Origin of the sequence: Parafrankia colletiae, from assembly GCF_001854655.1 — a bacterium.
GTDB lineage: Bacteria > Actinomycetota > Actinomycetes > Frankiales > Frankiaceae > Parafrankia > Parafrankia colletiae.
Genome location: NZ_MBLM01000125.1, coordinates 1 through 23,238, shown reverse-complemented (window position 1 = coordinate 23,238; position 23,238 = coordinate 1). Strand labels below are relative to the sequence as shown.

The following is a 23,238-nucleotide window of genomic DNA, read 5'->3' as shown; positions in this document are numbered from 1 at the left end:
CTGGTAATAGTGCCGCGGGCGCTACCCTGCGAGAAGTCGGCGAAGCCAGTTGATGCGCGCGGCCTTGGCAGCCTGTGAGACCGGGGCCTGCGGCGCCATGAGGTCGAAGCCGTGGAAGCCGCCCGGCCAGACGTGCAGTTCGGCGCTTCCACCGGCCTGCCAGATCCGGCTGGCGTAGGCGACGTCCTCATCGCGGAACGTCTCCGCCGAGCCGACGTCGATGAAGGCCGGCGGCAGGCCCGAAAGGTCCCGTGCGCGGGCCGGTGCGGCGTACGGCGATACATCGGGCCCGCCGCGCCGATCGCCGAGCAGAGCCGTCCACCCGGTCTCGTTCGACGTCCGGTCCCAGACGCCGCGGCCGGCCATCTGCCGGGCCGAGGGGGTGTCGTTGCGGTCGTCGAGCATCGGGCACAGCAACATCTGCCCGGCCAGCGCCGGCCCGCCGCGGTCGCGGGCCATCAGTGCCACGGCCGCGGCCAGGCCACCGCCCGCGCTGGTGCCGGCGACCACGAGCCGGCCCGAGGCGACGCCGAGCTCGGCCAGCCTGCCTGCCGTCCAGAGCAGGCCGGTGTAGCAGTCCTCCACTGGTACCGGGTGCGGGTGATCCGGGGCGAGCCGGTAGTCCACCGACACGACCACCAGGTCCAGTTCCTGGGCCCAGTCGAGCACCTCGGCGATCCCTGTCCGCGCGTCTCCGATGATCATGCCGCCGCCGTGCAGAAAACACACCGCCGCCGTCGGAACATCAGTCGCAGTCGGCCGGCACAGGACCATCGGTAACCTGAAACCGTCTGCCCCGGCTGGTGTCGTGGCAGTCTCGACGGTGAAAGCTCCGCCGCGCGCAAGGTCCTCATCGGCGGGGGAGGTGGCCGACATCTGTTGGCGGATCTCCGGGACGGAGTCAAGCGTTATCGGCTGCTGCAGCAGAGCACTGAAACTGTCGAGGGCAGCAGCCAGTTCGGCGTCGAAAGGCGGCGGCGGGCCGACCCTCCCGTCACCGTTTTCCGTACCGGTCTCCGTATCGATGTGCACATTCATCGTCGCTCCCGGCAGTTCCGGAGGGCCAAGGCCTGGTACTGGAGGCACAATAGCAGCCGTGGCAGGTGCCGGATGGCGGGAATCATCCGCCATCCGGCGGGACAGCCCGTCGGATGGCGCTAGTCCGCCGGGAATCGCTGGCCATCCGCGCGGGCTTCTCGACTTCTCCGCGGTGATTTGATGTGGGTGCTGTCGAGATAGCTCGCGGAGATGCGGGGGCTTTCTGTCCCTCCATGACCAGCGGTGCAGTGTCCTGCACCACATCCTCTGCGTCCGTTCACGGAAAACGAATGTCGATATCGAAGTATCGGGCGAACCGCTGTGCTGCGGGATGTTTGGCGAGCTCCGCGTCTCCGCCCACGCACCACGACCTGACCAGCGCCCAGATCCGGTCGCATCGAGAAGGGCCGAACCGGCCGACGGTCAGGTGGATGCGGGCGCAGGGAGCGACAGCGTCAGTTCGCGGGCGTTGTCGCGCATGATGCGTCGCTGATCGGCCGGAGTGAACGACGCCAGGCTGGCCATGAAGTCGGTCGGTTCGGGGAGGCCCTCCGCGTGTGGCCAGTCCGATCCGAACAGGATCCGCTCGACGGGCAGGTGCAGGGCCAGTTCGTCGACGCTGTCCTCCACGAACGGTGCGACCCAGCAGTGCTCGATGAACTGGTCTACTGGTGAACGCTGGAACATGCCAGGGTTCTGCGCGGCCAGAAGCTCCAGACTGTGGAGGAGGGGTCCGACCCAGGTGCCGCCGTTCTCGATGTAGGCGACCCGCAGCCCGGGGAAGCGTTCGAACAGGCCGTGGGCGACGAGGGTCCCGGCGAAGTCGTGGACGAGTCGGTGCTTCATCAGCATCTGCACGAAGGGTTCCGTCACCGTGAGTGCGTTGGTATCGCCGTCGCGCTGCGAGGTTCGGTAGCCCCATGCACGGGCGACCGCTTCCTCGACCTGCCGGTAACCGTCGTCGAAGCCGGCGTGTGGCGCAACGACGATTCCCGCTTCCTGTACGCGGGCCCAGAACGGGTCGAAGGCACGGTCCGCCGGCGAGCGGGTGCCGTCGGCGGTGAAAACCGGGCCATTGCGCACGCTCACCACACGTGCCCCGTGGTCCAGGCACCACTCCAGTTCCGCGATCGCCCGGTCCAGGTAGGAGAGGGTGAGGAACGGGACGCCGAAGATCCGGTTCCGGTAGGCGAAGCCCCAGTCCTCCTGCAACCAGCGGTTGAACGCCCGCAGTACTTCGACCGAGGCGTCGAGGTCGGGTTGCATCGGTCCCTCCACGCACACGGCGTGGGAGGGGAACATCCAGACGGCTTCGAGGCCCTGGGCGTCCATCCGTCGCAGTCGGGCGTCGCGGTCGAACCAGTCGGGATGGTCCGCGGGCACCTCGCAGGCGAGCTCATTGCCCAGCGAGCCCTTGTCGCTCTTCCCGCTGAAGTAGTCGTACAGCGCGCCGGGCCGAGGGCGGGGGTGCGCGTCCCCAGGGCCGGGGAGAATGGGGTGGGCCCTGTCGCCGATGAAATAGTGGGGCCTGCCGCCCAGGTCGACCACGCGCAGGCCGCGGTCCAGAAAGGCGGGATCGCGGTGTCGGGTGAAGGCGTCCGAGGGTTCCCAGTAGTGGTTGTCCGCATCGAAAACAGCGCCGATCGCCGCCGTCTCGGATGGGCCGGAACTGGTGGATGCACTGGTCATGTCGGCCGCCGCTCAGTCTGTCCCGTGGCGGAGCAGCCGGCCGGGGGTGGCCTGCGTGCACTCGCCGTCGACAAAGGTCGTTTTTCCGTTGACGATGATGCGGTCGTAGCCGGTGGCCTTCTGGATCAGGCGCCACTCTCCGGCGGGGTAGTCCCACACCCGTTCCGCCGGAAGGCTGTCCACCGTGTCGGGGTCGTACACGATCACGTCGGCCGGGGAGCCCTCGGACAGGAACCCGCGCCCCCTGAGGCCGGCGGCCATGGCGGGGTAGGCCGAGAGGCGCCAGTGTGCCTGTTCCAGCGACATGATCTCGTGCTCGCGCACCCAGAGCCCGAGAAGTTCGCTCGGGTACCGCGCGGTCGTGACGAACTTGGTGTGCGCCCCGCCGTCACTCACTCCGGGCAGGGCGACGGGGGCATTCGCGATCTCCCGCATCGACTCCGGCGGGGTCCTCAGCAGTGGGGTGGCGAATCCGACCCGCAGCTCACCCGCGACCGCCACGTCCAGCATCGCGTCGATCGGGTGCTTGCTCTCCCGCATCGCGATCTCGCCGATCGTGTAACCCTCGTAGGTGTCCTTGAGTTCACGGGCCCGGGCGACGTCGCTGGAAATCCAGTGCACCTTGATGTCGGCAAGCGGGTAGCCGGCTCCGAACAGCCCACCGCGCTGTTCGTGCACCTCCTTCATCGCCGCCCTCCGGGCGGGGTCGGCCAGCTTGAGCGTCTTGTCCGGCACCGTCCCGACGAGTGCTTCCCGCCAGCAGGGGATGGCGTCCGCGAGGTTGTAGTCCTCCAACGTGAACTCGGATGCGAAGTTCGTGGTCAGCGCCTGTGCGAAGACCCGCGTCCCTTCCTGCTCGTTCAGCTCCGCGAGCCGCTTCAGCGCCTCTCGGTGCGACATCTGCTGGCCGCCGTGCTGGTTGAGCGCTCCGTCGGCGAGCAGGGCGTTCCAGATGATCGGGCGCCCGCTTTCCCGCGCCATGAACGCGGCGGTCTCCAACGGCGAGGTCACCTGGGCGACCCCCCGGCCCAGCGAGCCCAGAGCCTGGCAGAACGCGCGCAGGTCGCGCTCGCTCATCAGGTCGGTCACCATCGGGGTGCCGTCGTAGTCGAGCTGGACGTTGCCGACGTCACCGAGGATCTGCGCACTCAGGCCGCAGCCACCGGCTTCCATCGCCTGGACGAGAAGGTCGCACATGCGCCGGAGCTCGGCATCGGTGACGGCGCGACTCTTGGCCTCGTCGAGGCCGACCACGTAGCCGTACAGCGGGGCGAGCGGCACGAACGACATGACGTTCACGCCCTTGGGTGCCCGGTCGACGCTGGCGAGGAACTCCGGGAAGGTCTCCCAGTCCCACGGCATGCCCACCTTCATGGTTTCCATGGGCACGGCCTCGTTGCGGGACAGGCTCAGCATCGCCCGGTCGCGGTCCTGCGGCCGGCACGGCGCGAATCCGAATCCGCAGTTCCCGATGACGACGCTGGTGACACCGTGCCAGCCGGACATGGTGCACCACGGGTCCCAGAACAGCTGGCTGTCGTAATGCGTGTGGAGGTCCACCACTCCCGGGGCGACGACCTTGCCCGCGGCGTCGACGATTTCCGCCCCGGATGAGGCCGGCACCCGCCCGATCTGGGCGATGCGCCCGTCTGTGATGGCGATGTCAGCGCGAAATCGGGGGGTCTGGAGCCCGTCGATGACGGTCCCCCCTTTGATAACCAGGTCATACATGGCCATTCCATGGTCCTTTTCGACAACCGGACACGGACTTGACGTCGGGATTCGGTACTTGTCTGCGGGGTCGCCGGGATAGCGCCCAATCGGTGGGAGGGCATCCGCAGCCGCCTGCCGGGCGGGCCTGCGGTGCCGACGCGGAGTGATGCGAGTGCTCGCCCACCGGGATCGAGCTGGTGCCGATGGGTTACGTCCGCCGAGTGAGACGCTGCTCGGCGAACCAGGCTGGCGCATTAAAGTGTCAGCGATGGCACTGATGCGTGTCAACAGTAGCGTGGGTACATGTCTGTGACCGCTGGACCGCTCGCCGAGGCGAAGCGGCAGGCCGCTCTCGACCACGTCCTCACCGCCGCGCGGCGGTTCGTGATCGAGAACGGTCTCGACGCGACCATGGAGCAGTTGGCGGAGGCGTCAGGAGTCAGCCGCCGGACACTGTTCCGGCTGTTCGGCACCCGCGAGAAGCTGGTCGCCAGTGCCTTCTCCACTGCGATGGTGAACTACATGCAGAATCTTCCCGGGTACGACGGTGAGGTGGAGGGGTGGCTCCGGTCGACGTGCGAGGCGGCGCATCGGATGAACGCCGCCATCGGCCCCGGCTTCTGGGAGCTCATGTCGAGATCCGACCTGCCGCCCGAGTTCGACGCGGTGCAGCGGTCCCTGCGCCAGGACTGGCGCGTGAGGACGGCCGACATCGCCCGGCTGTCGTGGCAGGGCCTGGGACGCCTCGGCGAGACACCCGACGAGCTGCTCGTCACGGTAGGTGCCCACCTCAGCTCTCACTTCACCGCGGCGGTCGTCACCGACGCCGGGCGAACCTGGCAGACCGCAAGCGAGCTCGCGTACAAGGCGATCATTGGTACGCTCCGCAGCCTTACGCCAGAGGCCCCGACTACAGCCGCGGACTGACCACTCCCGCGAGAGCCCGGGCCCTCCACCAGACCGGCCGAGGTGGGGCGGCGGTACGGTCAGTCCTCGATCGGGGTCACGCCGACCGGCTTGTAGTCGGTGGGTTGACCGTCGGAACCAAGCGTCGTGGTCAGCCAACCACGGACGCAGAGCGCCGGTGTCGCCGGGACGGCTTTGCCGTTGCAGCGGAATCGAAGGCCGGTCGCGCCTGGCACGTCGGTCTCGGGCATGCCTTTGATCGCGGTGACCACGGAATCGGACGTGATGTCTCCGGACACCCCGTCCGCGGCCGCCTCGAGCGCGGCGACCAGCGTGAACATGGTCAATCCGGCGACCCGGCCGGTGTCGATGTCCGAACCGTAGGCGGTTGCCACCGCGTTGTAGATGCGGGTCGAGGGGTTGTCGGTCCCGATCGGCACCACCGCCGGGAGCACCATTCCCTCGAGGAAGTCACCCGGTACCGCCATGCGAGTCCGGTCCGACAGGCAGTTCGAGATCGACGTGACGAGGCCGTCGTACCCGACCGCCCGCAGCCCGTTGAAGGCGCTGATGCAGAACGCGTCGTTCCCGACCACCTGCACGAGCTCTGGATCGCCGTCGACGACGGTCTGCATCTGCGGCGTCATGTCGGCTGTGCCCGGGGGCACCGGGACGATGTCGACGTCGATTCCGGAACCTTCGAACAGCGGCGGCACGGCCTCCCGCAGGATCGCCGCCGATGTCGGCACGTCGACCGCGACGATCGACAGCTTCTTCACGCCCTCGTCCTTCGCCAGCTGGACCAGTGCTTTCAGCGTGTAGGAAGAATCAGACAGTGTGAAGGTCGATGCGCTGTCCCGCAGCGGGGCACCGTTCGCATAGCTGAGGAACACTGGCACGCCTGACTGGTGCAGTGGTTCCCAGATGCTCTCCACGACGGCCGACGATCCGACGACCACGGCAACCACATCCTCCTCGACCATGCGGTTCGCGCAGTCGGTGCCGATGGCGGGGTCGGCCAGGGACCTGCACGTCACCAGTTCGATGGGGTGACCGGCGATACCGGACCGGTGCTCGTTGAGGTAGCCGACCGTGGCGTCTGCGACCTGGCCCTCGATCGACAGGTCCGAGACGGGGCCCTTGCCGTCGGAGATGAGCCCTATCCGCACGGGCATCCCGGCCGCGGGTTCGCGTGGTCCGAGCAATGCGGTGGCTTCGCCGGCGCCGCCCGGCGAGGAGCCCTCGCCGCTGTCGCTTCCGCATCCGGCAGCGAGGAGCAGGCCGAGGGTGAGGGTCGCAGCGCCTAATCGTGCGCCGAACAGGCGTCGTGGCTGTCGCCTGCACGCCACTCCCTCGAACGAAACCCCCGCATGCAGCACGCGACCTCGGTCTGGTTCTGTCATGGTGCGATCTCCCAGTGTTTCCGGGCATCGTGGCGCGGCAGAGCGCCCGCACGGCTCGGGCGGGCCGTGCGCTCAGGAGATCAACCGATCCCGAGAGAAGACGATGGTCACGACCTGGGGGGCAAATGTCAACATCGAGTTCGATATTGACGTCGTCAGGCTCGTCGAGCCTGGTAGTCGAGCGCCCAAGGCCGTAGTACTGGGTCGACAATGACCCAGGGTGAGGTCGTCGGTCGGGCTGGTGAGATTCGGGTCGAGGTACGGGCCTGCGGGTTGTGTCATTCGGATGAGCACGTCCGCACGGGCGCCATGCCGATGCCGCACTGTCCGCTGATCTGCGGCCACGAGGGCGCCGGCGTCGTGACCGAGGTCGGCCCGGGGGTCACCTCGGTCCAGCCGGGCGACCATGTGGCGATGTCGTTCGTGCCGTCCTGTGGCGCCTGCACCCTGCGCCGAACCGGCCGGGCGTTCCTCCACCGGGGCTGTCCGATCGCCGCGACCGGTATCGCCAACGTCTGGGAGATCGCCACCCAGCTGCGCGGCGAGGCCGGCGACCGCCAGATCGACAACGCAAAGGTGGGTCCTGCCCACGTCATCGGTCTCGGGAGCGCCTGCGGAGTGCCCATCGTCGAGAAGGCCGCGGTCTGAACCGGGCGCAGGACGACGGGATCAGGACGGACACCCCGGCATCGCATCGCAGGCCAGGCTCCAGCTCGGAGGGAAACGCACCGGTTCCGCCTTCCCCTCCGAGCCCGCAGTACCCACTCACTCCAGGGCCACACTGCCGGATAGCTACAGCAAAGCGGCGGCGAGTCGACGCCACTGCTCTCGTGGAAAGGCTTCCAGGTCGGACGTGAGTACCTGCAGGGCGACGTGGTCCGCGCCAGCGGCACGATGCTCATCCACTCTGTGTCTGATCGCCTCCTCGTCGCCCCACGCGATCAAAGCGTCGAAGACGCGGTCACTCACCGCTGCCACCTCGTCGGACGAGAAGCCCAGCCGGAGCAGATTGTTGGCATAGTTCGGCAGGGACAGGTATCCCCGAAGCCACCTGCCGCCAATGGCTCGCGCCTCGTCCGCCCCGGAACACAGGATCACGGTCTGTTCTGGCAGCACCAGCGGACCGTCGCCGAGCGCTTCGCGGGCCCGCCGCGTGTGGTCCGGCGTGACGAGATAGGGGTGGACCCCGCGGGCCCGCTTGCCCGCGAGCTCGAGCATCTTCGGGCCGAGCGCGGCCAGGACCCGCATCTCGACAGGAACCGGAGGGTCGGCGTCATCGAGACCGTCGAGGAACGCGCCCATCGCCGCCAGCGGTCGTCGGTACCGACCGGGTTCCGGGGCATCGACCACCAGCGCGTGACTTACCCCGATACCCATGATGAACCGTTCCCCGTGGATGGCTGACAACGACGCGTAGGATTCGGCGGCCGCCGCCGATGGATGCGACCACAGACTCAGAATGCCGGTCGCCACGAACACTCGGCGGGTGSCGGCCAACAGACGGTCGACCGCGTCGAAGACCGGACCGCCCATGTCCGGAATCCACAGCGCGGCGAAACCCAGTTCCTCGAGCTCGGCAGCCACCTCGGCAGACTCGGCCGGATCACCGTAATGCAGACGGTCACTCCACACACCGACACCAGACAGATTCACTGTGTTCCTCCGTTGCGGCTCGCGTTGTGCGGCGGCATCGTCTGTGTCAACGTCGCTGTGCATCCGAGCGGTGTACCGCGACGGCGCCGCCGTCCACAAGGAGGTCGGTGCCGGTGATGAAGGACGCCCCTGGACCGAGTAGGAACGAGGCCGCGTCCGCGACGTCGTCAGGGGTACCCGGTCGTTTCGGTCGTTTCGCGGGCGAGGTCTCAATCATCCCGCGAATCGCCGAGCCCCACGGCCCAGCCAGCTCCTGCTGCCCCATCCGGGTTGAAATGATTCCCGCGCTGATGGAGTTGACACGAGCGCCTCGTTCCCCCACCAGAGGGCTGTCGCCCAAACCCGGATGATGTTCGCCTGTCTGGAGACCCGTAGGCAGCGCCCGGGCTCGTGACCGCAGCCGGGGACGGTCGCTCTACTCTCGTCGACACGCCGGAGACCCTGCTCCAGCCGGCAACGATGGCCCGGATCCTGAGGCCCGCGCGGCAGCCTCTTCGACCGTGACGGGAGCGGCGGGCCACGTGGTTGGAGGCTAGGACAGCCCGGTTGCCGCGCGTGCTTCGGCGAGTGTGCTCCAGCCGGTGCCGAGCATCATCCAGCCGTCGTGGCCGGCCAGGCGGTTGAGCGGGTCGCGGACCTTGACCTGCCAGCTGCCGGGGCTGGTCTCGCGGGCGAGGGCGGCTTTGCCGTCGCAGGAGCCGTAGTATCGGCCGAGCGCGGCCGGTTCAGGCTGGGTCGCGGTGAGCAGGTGGTCGGAGTCCATCGGGTCGCTCCGTAAAAGGGCCACGGGCACGCCCGGCTGGGCGTAGCTCGCGGGTCATGGCTCGTGGGTCATGACCCGGGTGGCTGTCGCTCAAGCTCGATATTACCCTCTGGTTCGGACCCTGGCAGTGCGGCAGCGCTCGGTCYGGGCAGGGGCCTGGCCGAACGTCTCGCCACCGAGGGCGTCGCCCCCGCATCCGCGTAACCAGCAGGTGCCAGTAGATCCCTACCCACATCTGCTCTCGATGGCGGCGACGGTCGCCGCCACCTCCCGGTAGCGGTCGAGGACGGAGGGGAGCGGCTCGGCCGTGCGGGTGACCGCCTCGGCGTGAGGCCAGGACGGCGGCGCGACGCCGTTCGCGCGGGCCAGGGCCGTCGCGGCCTGCCGTGCGGCGCCGTCGGCGACGTACTCGCCGGGTGCGGGCACGGTGACGGGCAGCCCGAGGATGGCGGGTGCGATGTCCTGGACGGCAGGTGACCGGGCGCCGCCGCCGACGAGCGTCACCCGGTCGACGCGCACGCCCTGGGCGCGCAGGGCGTCGAGGCAGCCCGCCAGCAGGCAGAGCACGCCTTCCACGGCGGCGCGGGCGAGGTTCGCCGGGGTCATCGATGCTGGTGTGAGGCCGTGCAGGGAGCCGGTGGCGGTGGGGAGGTTCGGGGTGCGTTCGCCCTCGAGGTAGGGCACGAAGACCAGGCGCGCGGCACCTGGCCGGGCGCTGAGGGCGAGCCGGCTGAGCTCGTCGTGGTCGACGCCGAGCAGGGCTGCCGTCGCGTCGAGGACGCGGCTGGCGTTGAGGGTGCAGGCGAGGGGAAGGTGGTGGCCGGTCGCGTCGGCGAAGCCGGCCACCGAGCCGGTGGCGTCCCGGGTGGCGGCGGTGGCGACCGCGGCGACGACGCCGGAGGTCCCCAGGGACATGAATGCCTCGCCCGGCTGCAGGTCCAGCCCGAGGGCTGCCCCGGCGTTGTCGCCGCACCCCGGCCCCAGAAGCAGATGGCCCCAGCCGTTGGCGGTGTCGCCCCGTCCCACGGTGTCCTCGGGGCCGGCGACGGTCGGGAGCACGATCCGTTCGACGTCACCGGGCTCGCGACGCAGCGCCAGGGCCAGCAGGTCCCGCCGGTAGGCGCCGCTGGTGCCGCCGGCGGCGTCGAAGTAGCCGGTGCCGGAGGCGTCGGAGCGGTCGGTGCGCAGGGTGTCCAGCGACCGGGCGCCCGACAGGCGCCAGGTCAGCCAGTCGTGGGGGAGCGCGACGGCGGCGATCCGGCCTGCCGCGTCGGGTTCGTGGTCGGCGAGCCAGCGCAGCTTGGTGACGGTGAACGAGGCGACCGGGACCAGACCGACCGCAGCCGCCCACCGCTCGGCGCCGAGGTCTGCGACGAGGTCGTCCGCTGCCGGGGCGGATCGGGTGTCGTTCCACAGCAGCGCGGGCCGGATGACCCGTCCGTCACGGTCAAGCACGATCATTCCGTGTTGCTGGGCGGCGACCGAGACGGCTGCGACGTCGCCGAGGCCGCCGGCCCGCTCGACCGCGGTGAGCAGGGCCGTCCACCAGTGTTCGGGGTCGATCTCCGTCCCGGGGGGATGCGGAGCCGTTCCCTGGCGGGCGAGAGCGCCGGAGGCGGCGTCCCGGATGACCACCTTGCACGACTGGGTGGAGGAGTCGATCCCCGCGACGAGCGCCATGCCGCCGGGCCGACTCAGCCAGCTGAGCGGGCGGCGGCCCTGGCCCCGGCCGCGGTCGGGGTCGGGGCCGGGGTCGGCGAGCCGACGAGGTGCTCGATCGCCAGTTGCTGGAGCCGGACGAAACCGAAGTCCCGCTCGGCCGCCTTGGCCGGGTCGAAGCCGTCATCGGCGGTGAGCAGGTCGGCGGTGGTTTCGCCGGGGGCGAGGGTGGGCTCGGCGAGCTCGAACACGCCGGCGTAGGCCATCGCCTCCTGGACGGCGGGATCGGCACGGAACGCCGCCGCCTTCTCGGCGAGCAGCAGGTAGGTGGACATGCAGGCGCGGGCCGACTCCCAGACGCCGGTCATGCCCTCCGTCCGCGACGGCTTGTAGTCGAAGTGGCGGGGGCCGGTGTACCGGGGGCCGTCCGGGTAGCCGGGGAAGCCGTTCTCGAGCAGGTCGACGGTGAAGAACGCGGAGACGAGGTCGCCGTGCCCGAAGGCCAGGTCCTGGTCGTACTTCAGGCCCCGCTGTCCGTTGAGGTCGATGTGGAACAGCTTCCCGCTCCACAGGGCCTGGCCGAGCGCGTGGGTGTAGTTGAGGTTGGCCATCTGCTCGTGCCCGGTCTCCGGGTTGAGCCCGACGATGTCGCGGTGTTCCAGTTCGGCGATCAGCGCCAGCGCGTGCCCGACGGTGGGCAGGAAGATGTCGCCGCGCGGCTCGTTCGGCTTGGGCTCGAGCGCGATCCGCAGGTCGTAACCCTGGCTCCTGATGTAGCCGGCGACGGTGTCCAGGCCCTCCCGGTAGCGCTCCAGGGCGGCGAAGACATCCTTCGACCCGTCGTACTCGCTGCCCTCCCGGCCGCCCCACATCACGAACGTGGTCGCGCCGAGCTGCGCCGCGAGATCCACCGCGCGCAGCACCTTGCGCAGGCCGAACCGGCGCACGCCGCGGTCGTTCGACGTCAGGCCGCCGTCCTTGAAGACGGGATGGGTGAAGGTGTTCGTGGTCACCATCTCGATGACCAGCCCGGACGCGTCGGTGGCCTCCTTCAGCCGGCGACATGCCCGCTGGGCGGTGGCCTCGTCGGCGTCGAACGCGAAGACGTCGTTGTCGTGCAGGGTGATGCCCCAGGCACCGATCTCGGCGAGCCGGTCGGCGTACTCCCACGGGTCGAGGGCCGTCCGGGTCGGAAGGCCGAACGGGTCGGTGCCGGTCCAGCCGACCGTCCACAGACCGAAGGAGAACCTGTCCGCGGGGATGGGCTGTCGTGGCATCGCTGCTCCGATCCGCGTCTTTAGTATTTCGGTGAAACATAATTCGGAGCCGCGGTAGCGTCAACCTGTGCCCCTGGAGCTGTCCGGTCCGCACCCGGCGAGCGGGGCCAGGCAGGCGACCCTGCGGGAGAGCAACCTCGCCCTGGTCGCGCGCACCCTCGCCGCGTCGGCGCCGGCGTACCTTTCGCGGGCGGACGTCGCCGGGGCGACCTCGATGACCCGAGCCACCGCCTCACGCCTCGTCGACGAGCTCGTCGCCGGCGGCATCCTGGACGAACTGGGCCCGGACGAGCGGGGCCCGGGCGAGCTGGACCGGCCCGCGCCCCGCCGGGGTCGCCCCGCGACACCACTGGCCCCGGGTTCGCGGATCGCGGCTCTGGGACTCCAGGTCGACGCCGGTTTCCTGGCCGCCCGGGTGATCAACCTGCGCGGCCAGGTTCTCGCCGAGTGGGTCGAAAGCGGAGATCTCGTCGCGAGCCCACCGGGGGAGGTGCTGCGTCGCCTCGACGCCGCCGGCCGCGACGTTCTGTCCCGGGTGCCCGGCGGTGCCGCCCTCATCGGAGCCCGGCTCGCGCTGCCCGGCATCGTCGCGGTGGAGGACGGGCTGCTGCTGCGGGCACCGACCCTCGGCTGGTCGGACATCCGGCCGGTCGACATGCTGGCCTCCGGGACGCTCGCCGGCCTGCCGTTGACGATCGGCAACGAGGCCGACCTGGCCGCGCGGACAGTCGCCGAGAACGCGCCGGGACGGCCGGGCCCGGTGCCCGACTTCGTCTACCTGTCGGGCGGGATCGGCATCGGCGGCGCCGTGGTCCGAGACGGAGCGGTCATCACCGGCTCCCACGGCTGGGCCGGCGAGATCGGGCACGTCTGTGTCGACCCCAACGGCCCGAGCTGCCCGTGCGGGTCGACCGGCTGCCTGGAGCGCTACGCCGGGCGGCACATGATCCTCGCCGCGGCCGGGCTGGACCCCACGGCCCCGCCCGAACTCCTGGCCGAGCGGGTGGCGGCCGGCGACCGGGAGGCGTGTCAGGCCGTCGGCGTGGCGGCGTGGGCCCTCGGTATCGCGCTGGCCAGCGTCGTCAACATGTTCGACGTTCCCACCGTCGTCCTCGGCGGGTATCTGGGCCAGATCGCCGGCCTGCTGCGTGCGGACCTGGAACAGGCGCTGCGGGCCCGCGTGCTGTCGGCCCGCTGGGTCGCGCCGACGACCGTCGCGGCCGAGCCCGGCTCCGCCCCCGGTGCCACCGGTGCGGCCTTCGCCGAGCTGGCAGCGGTGATCGCCGATCCGGCGCGTTGGACCGGCCGGCCGGCGGGTTAGTGCCGTGACCGACAGGGTTGGCCCCGGCCGGTGCGTCCAGGTGGTCGCTGGCAAGGCACCGGAATCCGCCGTGTAGCAGCGCTCCTCAAGGATTCCGGAAACGTGGGCAGCGGGAATGTTTCCGGATCGTTCGCGCCTGAGGTCACCAGTGGGATGTTCGTCACCCCGGCCGTGGCTGGTCCGCATTACGCGTTCCCAGGTACGCCTTCCGGCTCGACCACCACAGCCAGATAGAGGCCTTGCCTTCGGGTACGTCGCGGGTGCGCCGGCGCACCGTCCCTGGAGCCGCCGGCGGGCTTGACACCTACGCCTATGCCAGGTTGTCCCTTCGATCGGTCAGAGCTCGTAACCTGCCGCTGCGGAAATGGGGCTACCCGAACGGGCTAGCACATCTGGGCTATCCCTTCACGATCCGAGGATTTCGTCCGTACTGTGAGGTATCCGCAAGGTGATCTTTATCGTTCTGCTGTTTCCTCTCGCGCTCATGGCAATGACGGTGGTCATGGACGCAGTCGAGGACTGGCTGAGCTCACGTCTGGTGCCGACGGGGCGGCCGGGGCTCGCGGGGGCGGCGAGGGCGAGGCGCGCAGTCACCGGTGCCGTGCGGACCGCGGGCGAGACGGCGCCGTCAGCACCGGCATCGCTGCCGCCATCACGGCCTGCCCTGGCGCCGGTGCCACCAGCGGCAGTACCGCCGCCACCGCTCGCGCCTGGAACGCGGCCTGTGGATGGGCAACAGTCGATACCCGCGCAGTACCGGCCTGCGGCGGCACGGGCCGCGGGCTGGAGCTGAAACGATGGTCCGGAGTGGCGGGCGGTTCGGGCCCGGTTGCCGCCTGTCCGGTGTCCTCCGGGTCAGCGTCGTGGAGCATCCATAGCTACGTTCTTCATGTTCCGAGGAGGTAGCGCGCGAGCGCGTGGGGCTCCGACAGGGCGATCAGGTGGCCGCCCGGCAGGATGTCAGCCTCGACACCCAGCCGGTCGCGGGCCACCCGGCGCTGGAACTCCGCCGGGAAGAGCCGGTCGTCGGCGCCGGCCACCACGTGAATCGGAACCCGAGGCCAGTAGCCGAACGAAGAGGCGGAACCGAACACGACGTCGTCCTCGGAACGGGGATCCTTCAGGATCGCTTCCGCATCCTCGGGGGATAGGTCGTGCAGAAAGTACGTGTCAAGGTCGAACTCGGTGCTGTAGCCGCCTCGCTCGGCCGCGGCGGCGCAGGCCTGGGACTGCCTGGTGTTGTCCCACCAGGCGCCCGGCGTCTCGCCCGGAACGGGGATCATCGCGTTCACGAACACGATCGCGCTGACCGGGACCAACTCGGCGACCAGGGGCGCTGTGAACCCACCGAGCGACTGCGCGACCAGCACCACCTCGCGTCGTCCGCCCACCGCGGCGCCGACCAGGGCGGCGTACTCGGACAGGCCTGCGCTCGGGTCGTCTCCGGGCAGGTCGATGGCGACCGCTTCGTGGCCGGCGGCCCGTAGCAGCGGCGCCAGCCGGTGCCAGTAGATCCCCGCACCACCGGCACCAGGGATCAGTGCGAAGATTCGCGGCCTTCCCGGTGCCCGCTCGTCCAGCTCGATCATCTCGTCCCCGCTTCCCTCGATGTCCTCGGTAGACCTCGGTTCCGGACGCGTCTCATCGGTGCGGCAGCCGCCGCCCGGCCGTCTGGCGGCTCTCCCTGTCGGTCTCGGATGAGGTATCCGCTGGGTGTGGGTTGCTGCGTCCGGTCCCGCTCCGCTCGAAGAGCATCAACGCCGTGATTCGCCCTGGTCGGTCGAGTCCTGCCGGTCGAGCTGCGCGGGCGAGGTGGGGTACAGGCTGTGCCGCGCCCGTCGCGCCTGTGTCGCGGCGGGCTCGTTGTTGGCGGTGAGGCGGAAGACGGCCCGCTCGAGTGCCGGGAGGATGGCGGTGATGTCGAGCTCGCCGTTCGCGAACTGACCGACCACTGCGTAGGCCATGTTGGTGAGGATCAGCCCGACGTCGTCGATGTAGGTGGGGTCGCCGCCGACCAGGATGGCGCGCGCGACCGGTTCGATGGCGCCCATGGCCTGCTGGTCGAGCTTTCGTCCGCCCGGCCCGTTCCGCGCCCGGTGATAGGCCTCGAGGATGCGCGGGTTGCGTTCCCACGGTTCGAAGACGTGCCGGAACACCCGCATCAGGCCGTCGTAGAGGGATTCGCCGGGAGCTGGTGCCGCCAGCGGTGCGCAGCTGTTGACCGTCAGCCACTGCTGGAGCGCGGCCACGACGAGCTCGTCCCGACTGGGAAACAGCTTGTAGATCGTCAGCGGCGAGACGTGTGCGCGGCGGACCACCTCACGGATCTGGACGGCGTCATGGCCGCCGGACTCCAGCAGCTCGAGAACCACGCGGAGGACGGCATCGCCTGACGGGGATCCGGGCACCCGGCTCCTCTCTCATGTTCGCCGACAGGCCTTGCTCAGGACATCATCCCAGATATCCTGGTTATCCGGATATCTGGGATATCCGCGTGTTCTACACGCTCAGGGGCGGCTGGCTGACCTGGAGGACGGGCCGGCACTGCCGTCACGGTGAAGGAGGACCTGCATGGCCACATACGTCCTGGTGCATGGCGGCGGGCATGGCGGCTGGTGCTACCAGCCGGTCGCTCGTCTGCTGCGGGCTGCCGGGCACGAGGTGCACGCGCCCACACTCACCGGAGTGGGGGAGCGGTCACACCTGGCGAGCCCGACGGTCGACCTCGAGTTACACATCCAGGACGTCGTGGCGGTGCTGCACTACGAGGACCTGCGGGACGTGATCCTGGTCGGGCACAGTTACGGCGGCATGGTCATCACCGGTGTCGCCGACCGGGCCGCCGACCGGGTGGGCCGCCTCGTCTACCTCGACGCGGCGAACCCCGTGAACGGCCAGTCGCTCCTCGATGTCGCCGGGCCGATCATCGAAGCGACCCGGCCACACGGCCAGGTGGTCGACGGTGTCGAGCTGGTCCTCCTGCCGGCCCCGGGCGCGGGGGCCTTCTACGGCGTGACCGACCCCGCCGACCTCGCCTGGATGGACGATCGCCTGACCGGCCACCCGTGGCGGTGCTTCGAGCAGCCGCTGACGCTCACCAACGAGGAGGCGCTCTGGGCGATCCCGCAGTACCACATCGTGTGCACCTCCACGCTGGCCACCCGCGACGCGGAGCTGATGGAGACGGCGCACGCGGCGGGCCGCCTGTGGGAGATCGACACCGGCCACGACCTCATGATCACCGAGCCGCGGGCGGTCGCGGACGCGCTCCACGAGGTCGCCGCCGTCTGACGAGACCGGCGCCTGCCGCAGCGAGCCTCGCCGTACGGTCCGGGTCGGACCGTACGGCCGACCCGGACCTCGGTGTCCAGATCGATACGGGGCGTGGCGGCCTCTCGTCGCCGGTTCGGGGCGAGCGCCTACTTCTGGATCCAGATTTCCTCGGGTAGTAGTGAGCCGAGGCCGTACTGCGCGAGGCCGTTGACGTTCTTGCCTGCGATGGCGCCGGGTTCCGCGCGCGTGAAGAAGACGGCCGGTGACAGCTCGGTGAGGCGCAGTTGGACCGTGTCGTAAGCCTCCGACCGCTCCTGTTGCGTCGCCGCTGTCCGTCCGGCCAGCAGGGCGTCGTCGAGGTCCTTGTCGGCGATCCCGGTCAGGTTTGCCGGTGAGGCGCCGCTGAAGGTCGTCCACAGCCGGGGTTCGGGGTCCTGGAAGAACGCCGACGACGTGGTCGCGTCGAAGTCGTGTGTCGCGCGCAGCGAGACTATTTCGGCGACTTCGACGGTCTTGACCTGAACCTTTACGTTGTTGAACGCGCCGAGCTGGGCCTGGATGTTCTCCGCCGTCGTCTTGCTCTCCGAGGTGGGCGCGGTGGTAAAGGTGAACGACACCGGCTTGCCGTCCGCGGCGAGCTCGTCGAACAACCGCTGAGCGGTGGCATTGTCCGCCTTGCGCAGTGGCGTGTCCGAGTGGAAGGGCGACGCCTTGCTGAAGAGCGTGTCGACGGGGGTGCCGGTGCCGTTGTAGGCGGCGAGGTTCAGTGCGTCCAGGTCGAGTGCCGCGGCAACAGCCTGCCGTGCGCGCACGTCATCGAACGGTGCCCTGCGGGTGTTCATCGCCAGGAAGAGACCGCCGCTGAGCTCCATCACGGTGTTCGGTAGGCCTGCCTTTTCTGCCTTGTCGAAGTTGACCGGATTCGACTCGATTGCAAGATCTGCGCCACCGGTCTGCAGAGTGTTGTAACGCTGATTGGTGTCAAGTGCAGTCTGGAAGGTGAGGGTGTCCAGGTACGGCTTGGGGGAGTCCCAGTAACGGGGGTTCTTGACCAGCTCCATGGAGCCTTGGCGGATCCAGCTCTTCAGCGTGAACGGACCAGCGCCGATCGGGTTGGCGTCGAAAGCCGCGACGCCCTTCCGCAGGGCTGCGGGCGAGGCGATCCAGTTCAGCGACGAGGTGACGACGGACTGGGCGTACTTCGGTACCTGGGTGACCATCGTGACCGTCAGCGTGACATCGTCCACCACCGCGGACGAGGAGATCATCGTCGCCTCCGAGCGGTGGGGTGAGCTGGTGGCCGGCTCCTTGATCCGGTCCCAGTTGAACTTCACCGCTTCGGCGTCGAGTGGAGTTCCATCGGAGAAGACAATCCCGGGGCGGAGTTTCAGGGTGAAGGCCTTGCCGTTGTCGGTCGTGGCGAAGGACTCGGCCATCTGGTAATGGATCTCGCCCGCATCGTCATTGGTCATCAACGTTCCGTACAGGGCGTTACCGACGACGCCGGTGCTCGCATAGGCGTTGCCGATGGTTCCCGGATCCAGGCTGCGTAGATCGCTCAGTGTCAGGATTCGTCCGTGCCCCCCGGCCACCGGCCTGCCGGAGGCATCTGTGGATGGGGTGGCGGAATCGCCGCTGCCACCACAGGCCCCTGAGAGGAGGGCCACGCAGCAGATGACAGTGGTGACAAGTAATCGACTTCTGCGATTCACGGTATGCCTTCCGTCGGTGTTGAAAGTGGCACGGCAATGGAACGAACGGGTAGCGGATGTCGCGCGATGTTTCCTGCTCGAGGTCGTGGCAGGAAGCGCCGGGCGTGATTTCCTGCGCGACTCCGCCACTCCCATGGCAAAGTTGGYAGCGCAATGAAGAGGCGGTAGCCGACGCTGTCGGAACAGCGAGCGCCACGCAGCTCGCAGCATCCCTTCGAGGAAATGCGTGCGTGCCTGGTTCGCCAGCCGGGTTAGCTGGCTGTCGGGTGCTGTCAGGGAAGTGGAACCGTGTCCGTTCGATGTCCGTCCCCGCTGAGGACGGGATCAAAGCATCCGGGATGGGGCCGAGTCAACCTACTGGCCGTGCGGGAGTCGTCGTGATCGCGCGAGGCCGGGAGCGCTGCTGGGACGGCGCGACAGCCCTGTTCCACCTTGACCTCGCAGCGTTCGGGTACGTGCGCTGCGCTTACTGACTGCCAGGGAGCTGGCTGGTGACGCCGTCGAGGAAGAGGGCCATGCCGTGGGTGAAGACGTCGTCGGCAGACGCGGCGGTGTAGAGATTCCCGGCCGCGCCTAGCGCGGGGAAGTCGTCGGCGGGTAGTCCGTCGAGGAGTTGGCGCAGGCCGGCCGCTCCGGCCGCTCCGGCCACTCCGTTCGAGCCGCGGCCGGCGGGGCTGCGTCGGATGCTGGTGGAGCCGCCGACGAACTCGATCATTGTTATGGTCGTGTAGACGGCCTGCCTGTCGGTCAGTCCAGCCTCGCGGAACAGAGTGAGGGCGAACTCGACGAGGCGCAGCATGTTCGGCCCGGAGCCCGACTGGCTCCGCCCAGCCGACGGAGGCAGCGGTTGGCTGAGGATGACCCTGCGCATCTCGAGCATCAGCGCCTCGACGTCGACGCGCCAGCCGCGGCCGGTGCGTTTGAGTCGGATGTCGCCCATGACGTGGTCGGCGATGAGGGCGATCAGTTCGTCGCGGCTGGCGATGTGCCGGTAGAGCGAGGCGTTGCTGGTGCCGAGCCGCTCGGCGACCGAGCGCACCGTCAGGGCTTCCAGCCCTTCCTCGCGTAGGACCTCCAGGGACGTCTCGACGATGCGTTCGGTGGACAGGCCGCCGGCGCGCGGCCGGCGCCGGCGGTCGGCCACGGAGCGCTCGGCCCACCAGCGGGCGGATCCGGGATCGGCGGGAACCGCCGTCTCCTCGGCCGACATCGTCGCTTCGGCCGACATCGTCTCCTCGGCCGACACGGCCCTGTYGTCGTGGTCAGGCGACTGAAGACCATCGGTCACCACGGGTGGTGAAGGTGTCACACGGCCCTCCGGTTCCGTCTTGACGGTATGCGAGCAGCGCCCGCATACTCATCCCCTGGTAAGCGACCGTCAGTCGCATAAGGAGTGGGAGTGCGGCCACGATTACAGCGCGGACCGTCTCCTGTCCACCGCYATCGTGTCTTCATCTGAGGAGAGTGGTCATGACCGCGGTGATGCAGGGTGTCCGGATTCTCGAGGTCGCTGAGCACACGTTCGTACCCGCCGCGTCCGCGCTGCTGTCCGACTGGGGCGCCGACGTGATCAAGATCGAGCACGTCGAGCGCGGGGATGCCATGCGCGCGCTGGCGTCCTCGGGTGTCGCGGTCGTTCCCAAGGACGTTCACGTGCTGCTGGAGCACTCCAACCGCGGCAAGCGCAGCCTCGGTCTCGACCTCACCTCCGACGCGGGCCGCGACGTCCTCTACAAGCTCGCGGCGACCTGCGACGTCTTCCTCACCAACAAGCTGCCCAGTGTCCGCACCAAGCTGCATGTCGACGTCGAGGACATCCGCGCACACAACCCGAACATCATCTACGTCCGCGGGACGGGCCAGGGCGAGCGCGGACCCGACGCCGACCGCGGCTCCTACGACTCCCTGGCCTTCTGGGCCCGTGCCGGCGTCGCGGTAGGTGTCATGCGCCCCGAGTACGGCCATGTCCCGGTTCCGCCCGGGCCCGGGTTCGGGGACTCCATCGGCGCCATGACCATCGCCGGAGGGATCATGGGCGCGCTGTTCCACCGCGAGCGCACCGGCGAGGCGACCGAGGTCGACGTCTCGCTCATGGCGACCGGGATGTGGGCGATGGGCCAGGCCCTCGCCCTCTCCCTGCTGCTCGACATCCCGTGGACCCCGCCCCCCGTCGACGCGCCGCGCTCCAACCCGCTCACCGGCAACTACCAGACCAGGGACGGCCGCTGGCTGTCCTTCACCTGCCTGCAGGCCGGCAGGTACTGGCCGCCCATGTGCGAGGTCATCGGCCGACCCGAACTCGCGACCGACCCCCGGTTCGCCGACCACGCCGCCCTGATGGCAAACAGCCGAGAGGCCATCGCCATCCTCGAGACCACCTTCGCCCAGCACCCGCTGGCCGAGTGGCGCGAGCGGCTGGCGAGCTTCATCGGTCAGTGGACCGTCGTGCAGGACACCCTGGAGGCCGCCGCGGACCCGCAGGCCGTCGCCAACGGGTACGTCCAGGACTGCACCACCGCCGCCGGCATCCCGTTCCGTCTTCCCGCCGCCCCCGTCCAGTACGACGGGCGGCCCTCGCCGGCGGGCCGGGCACCGCTGTTCAACGAGCACGGCGACGAGATCCTCGCCGAGCTCGGTCTCGACACCGACGCCGTTCTCGACCTGAAGATCCGCGGCGTGGTCGCGTGACACCCCTCTCGACGAAGAGCCTGGAGACCCTGACATGACGCTGTTCGACGCCTTCCGGTTCGACGGGAAGCGGGTCCTCGTGGTCGGCGGCGCCACCGGCATGGGTGCCGCCGCCGCCGAGCTCGCGCAGAGCGCCGGCGCAGAGGTCATCGTCGCCGACTACGCCGAGGTGACTCTCCCCGGTGCCAGGAGCATCCACGTCAACCTCGCCGACGCCGCCTCCATAGACACAGCCGTCGACCAGCTTGGCGGCCCCGTCCACGCACTGCTCGCCGCCGCCGGCGTCGCCGATGGAACCCCCGGCATCGAACGCATCAACTTCATCGGCCACCGCTACCTCATCGACCGCCTTCTCGCCGGCAGGCTGCTGCCCCGCGGCTCGGCCATCGGCTTCATCTCCTCCGCCGCCGGCCTGGGCTGGGAGGCGGACCTGCCGCTGCTGCGGGAGTACCTCGCCATCACCGACTTCGACGAGGCCACGAAGTGGGCGGTGGACCACGGCAAGGCCGACTACATGTGGAGCAAGCAGGCCGTCTGCGCCTACGTCGCGTCCCAGGCGATGCCGCTGCTGAAGCAGGGTGTCCGCATCAACGCGATCTGCCCCGGCCCCACCGACACCCCTCTCGCCCGGGCGAACGAGGAGCGCTGGCTCGGTTTTGGTACCGACTACCGCGCCGAGGTGGGTACCTCGCCGGCGACCCCACTGGAGCAGGCCTACCCACTGCTGTTCCTCTGCAGCGACGCCGCCTCCGCGGTCAACGGCATCACCCTGACAGCGGACTCGGGCTACYTCAGCGCGGGCATGACCGGCTCCTTCCCCTCGGCTGCGCCCGTCGTGAACTTCCTGCTCGGCAGGGTGACCTGACCGACGGGCGAGCATCCCGCACGGCGTGTGTCCACACACCCACCACACAGTAGACATTCAATTATCCATTGAGGACGACACACGATGAAAGAGCAGCGTCGGGGCCGCAGGATCGCCATGAGCCCGGCCGAGATCGATACGTTCCTCACTGAGGAGCGAACGTGCCGGGTGGCGACGTCGAGCCCGGACGGACCGCACCTGACCCCCTTGTGGTTCGTGTGGGACGGGGCCGCGCTGTGGCTCAACTCGGTCGTGAAGAGCCAGYGCTGGACGGATATCGCCCGCGACCCGCGGGTGGCCGTCCTGGTGGACGGCGGGCATGCTTTCAACGAGCTGCACGGGGTGGAGCTCCGCGGAAAGCTCGAAAGCGTCGGGGAAGCCCCCCGGACCAGTACTCCGAACCCCGATCTCGAGACCCCCGAGCTGCTTTTCTCCCGGAAGTACACCGGCCGCGACGAGATGCACTACGACGGGCGGCACGCCTGGCTTCGACTGACCCCGGAGAAAGTCACGAGCTGGGATTTCCGAAAGATGTGAGAACTGCCGGTGCAGCCGGGAACGGACCACAGATGCCTGGCCGGACGGCTGTCGGGCCACCCCACCCTTCGAGGAGGGTCATGAACGTCGACGACATGGTGCTGGTGAGCATCGACGACCACGTGGTCGAGCCGCCTGACATGTTCAGGAACCACGTCCCAGCCAAGCTGGCTGACCAGGCGCCGCACGTCGAGACCGACGAGACCGGCGTGGACCGGTGGATCTACCAGGGCCGGGTGACCGGCGTCAGCGGTCTCAACGCGGTGGTCACCTGGCCGCCGGAGGAGTGGGCCAAGGACCCCGCCGGCTTCGCGGAGATGCGCCCCGCGGTCTACGACATCCATGACCGGGTCCGCGACATGGACCGCAACGGCATCCTGGCCTCGATGTGCTTCCCGACGTTCGCCGGGTTCAGTGCCGGGCACCTGAACCACTTCAAGGACCCCCTGACCGTCGTGATGATCCAGGCGTACAACGACTGGCACATCGACGAGTGGGCGGGCACCTACCCGGGCCGGTTCATCCCGCTCGCCCTGCTGCCCACCTGGGACCCGCAGCTGATGGTGAACGAGATCCGCCGGGTCGCGGCCAAGGGCTGCCGGGCGGTCACGATGCCCGAGCTGCCGCACCTGGAAGGGTTGCCCAGCTACCACGACATCACCTACTGGGCGCCGGTGTTCGAGGCCCTGTCCGACACCGGCATGGTGATGTGCCTGCACATCGGCACCGGCTTCGGCGCGC

General features: G+C 69.3%; 20 protein-coding genes and 1 pseudogene. 8 read left to right on the top strand and 13 right to left on the bottom strand.

From position 1 onward, the window contains the following. Nucleotides 1-21: 21 nt before the first annotated feature. From CC117_RS18750 to CC117_RS18740, 3 genes are all read right to left on the bottom strand, one after another. Nucleotides 22-1,038, bottom strand: a complete 1,017-nt coding sequence (locus CC117_RS18750; protein WP_071085933.1) for an alpha/beta hydrolase — start codon at nucleotides 1,036-1,038, stop codon at nucleotides 22-24. A gap of 423 nt (nucleotides 1,039-1,461) precedes the next feature. Further along, entirely contained in the window at nucleotides 1,462-2,727 is a 1,266-nt protein-coding gene (locus CC117_RS18745) for an amidohydrolase family protein (protein WP_071085931.1), read from the bottom strand. A 12-nt stretch (nucleotides 2,728-2,739) separates the two neighbouring features. After that, nucleotides 2,740-4,464 carry an N-acyl-D-amino-acid deacylase family protein gene (locus CC117_RS18740; protein WP_071085929.1) on the bottom strand — a complete coding sequence of 575 codons (1,725 nt, stop codon included), beginning with the start codon at nucleotides 4,462-4,464 and terminating at the stop codon, nucleotides 2,740-2,742. Nucleotides 4,465-4,749: 285 nt separating this feature from the next. On the opposite strand from CC117_RS18740, the gene CC117_RS18735 reads away from it, so the two are divergent. After that, nucleotides 4,750-5,367: a TetR/AcrR family transcriptional regulator gene (locus tag CC117_RS18735; protein ID WP_071085927.1), complete on the top strand. Its 618-nt coding sequence runs from the start codon at nucleotides 4,750-4,752 to the stop codon at nucleotides 5,365-5,367. Nucleotides 5,368-5,426: 59 nt separating this feature from the next. Here CC117_RS18735 and CC117_RS18730 read toward each other — a convergent pair whose 3' ends face one another. Then, nucleotides 5,427-6,749 carry an ABC transporter substrate-binding protein gene (locus CC117_RS18730; RefSeq protein ID WP_084132369.1) on the bottom strand — a complete coding sequence of 441 codons (1,323 nt, stop codon included), beginning with the start codon at nucleotides 6,747-6,749 and terminating at the stop codon, nucleotides 5,427-5,429. Nucleotides 6,750-6,983: 234 nt separating this feature from the next. Here CC117_RS18730 and CC117_RS39195 point away from each other — a divergent pair. Next, nucleotides 6,984-7,298: pseudogene (locus tag CC117_RS39195) on the top strand (alcohol dehydrogenase catalytic domain-containing protein); the annotation flags it as partial. A 243-nt stretch (nucleotides 7,299-7,541) separates the two neighbouring features. Here the strand turns inward: CC117_RS39195 and CC117_RS18720 are convergent. The 5 genes from CC117_RS18720 to xylA all read right to left on the bottom strand — a co-directional run bounded on the left by CC117_RS18720 (nucleotide 7,542) and on the right by xylA (nucleotide 12,101). Next, a complete protein-coding gene (locus tag CC117_RS18720) occupies nucleotides 7,542-8,402 on the bottom strand; it encodes an LLM class F420-dependent oxidoreductase (RefSeq protein WP_071085923.1) in 861 nt (286 codons plus the stop codon). Nucleotides 8,403-8,448: 46 nt separating this feature from the next. After that, entirely contained in the window at nucleotides 8,449-8,667 is a 219-nt protein-coding gene (locus CC117_RS35040) for an SDR family oxidoreductase (RefSeq protein ID WP_241830233.1), read from the bottom strand. Nucleotides 8,668-8,934: 267 nt separating this feature from the next. Then, nucleotides 8,935-9,165: a hypothetical protein gene (locus CC117_RS18715; protein WP_071085921.1), complete on the bottom strand. Its 231-nt coding sequence runs from the start codon at nucleotides 9,163-9,165 to the stop codon at nucleotides 8,935-8,937. A gap of 225 nt (nucleotides 9,166-9,390) precedes the next feature. Beyond that, the gene (gene xylB, locus CC117_RS18710; RefSeq protein WP_071085919.1) at nucleotides 9,391-10,845 is read right to left on the bottom strand and encodes a xylulokinase; all 1,455 of its coding nucleotides are present in this window, start codon (nucleotides 10,843-10,845) and stop codon (nucleotides 9,391-9,393) included. Nucleotides 10,846-10,859: 14 nt separating this feature from the next. Beyond that, nucleotides 10,860-12,101 (bottom strand): xylose isomerase, encoded by a 1,242-nt coding sequence (gene xylA / locus CC117_RS18705; RefSeq protein WP_071085917.1) that lies wholly within the window; start codon nucleotides 12,099-12,101, stop codon nucleotides 10,860-10,862. A 67-nt stretch (nucleotides 12,102-12,168) separates the two neighbouring features. Here xylA and CC117_RS18700 point away from each other — a divergent pair, with 67 nt between their 5' ends. Next, on the top strand, nucleotides 12,169-13,422 hold the full coding sequence (locus CC117_RS18700; protein ID WP_084132365.1) for an ROK family protein: 1,254 nt from the start codon (nucleotides 12,169-12,171) through the stop codon (nucleotides 13,420-13,422). 887 nt (nucleotides 13,423-14,309) lie between these two features. On the opposite strand, the gene CC117_RS18695 is transcribed toward CC117_RS18700, so the two are convergent. Together CC117_RS18695 and CC117_RS18690 are read right to left on the bottom strand one after the other, a co-directional pair. After that, the gene (locus CC117_RS18695) at nucleotides 14,310-15,011 is read right to left on the bottom strand and encodes an alpha/beta fold hydrolase (protein WP_071085915.1); all 702 of its coding nucleotides are present in this window, start codon (nucleotides 15,009-15,011) and stop codon (nucleotides 14,310-14,312) included. Between the two features lie 165 nt (nucleotides 15,012-15,176). Further along, the gene (locus CC117_RS18690) at nucleotides 15,177-15,830 is read right to left on the bottom strand and encodes a TetR family transcriptional regulator (RefSeq protein WP_071085914.1); all 654 of its coding nucleotides are present in this window, start codon (nucleotides 15,828-15,830) and stop codon (nucleotides 15,177-15,179) included. Nucleotides 15,831-15,993: 163 nt separating this feature from the next. Between CC117_RS18690 and CC117_RS18685 the strand changes: the two genes are divergently transcribed. Further along, a complete protein-coding gene (locus tag CC117_RS18685; RefSeq protein ID WP_071085911.1) occupies nucleotides 15,994-16,713 on the top strand; it encodes an alpha/beta hydrolase in 720 nt (239 codons plus the stop codon). Between the two features lie 128 nt (nucleotides 16,714-16,841). On the opposite strand, the gene CC117_RS18680 is transcribed toward CC117_RS18685, so the two are convergent. Continuing rightward, complete coding sequence (locus tag CC117_RS18680; protein WP_071085910.1) at nucleotides 16,842-18,287, bottom strand: ABC transporter substrate-binding protein; 1,446 nt, start codon at nucleotides 18,285-18,287, stop codon at nucleotides 16,842-16,844. Nucleotides 18,288-18,873: 586 nt separating this feature from the next. After that, the gene (locus CC117_RS18675) at nucleotides 18,874-19,635 is read right to left on the bottom strand and encodes a TetR/AcrR family transcriptional regulator (RefSeq protein ID WP_071086026.1); all 762 of its coding nucleotides are present in this window, start codon (nucleotides 19,633-19,635) and stop codon (nucleotides 18,874-18,876) included. A 242-nt stretch (nucleotides 19,636-19,877) separates the two neighbouring features. Between CC117_RS18675 and CC117_RS18670 the strand changes: the two genes are divergently transcribed. The 4 genes from CC117_RS18670 to CC117_RS18655 form a co-directional block, all read left to right on the top strand. Beyond that, a complete protein-coding gene (locus tag CC117_RS18670) occupies nucleotides 19,878-21,095 on the top strand; it encodes a CaiB/BaiF CoA transferase family protein (protein WP_071085909.1) in 1,218 nt (405 codons plus the stop codon). Between the two features lie 34 nt (nucleotides 21,096-21,129). Next, nucleotides 21,130-21,960 (top strand): SDR family oxidoreductase, encoded by an 831-nt coding sequence (locus tag CC117_RS18665; protein ID WP_071085907.1) that lies wholly within the window; start codon nucleotides 21,130-21,132, stop codon nucleotides 21,958-21,960. An 84-nt stretch (nucleotides 21,961-22,044) separates the two neighbouring features. Further along, complete coding sequence (locus CC117_RS18660; RefSeq protein WP_071085905.1) at nucleotides 22,045-22,497, top strand: pyridoxamine 5'-phosphate oxidase family protein; 453 nt, start codon at nucleotides 22,045-22,047, stop codon at nucleotides 22,495-22,497. Nucleotides 22,498-22,577: 80 nt separating this feature from the next. Further along, the coding region (locus CC117_RS18655) for an amidohydrolase family protein (RefSeq protein WP_157905418.1) at nucleotides 22,578-23,238 on the top strand (661 nt) is incomplete at its 3' end.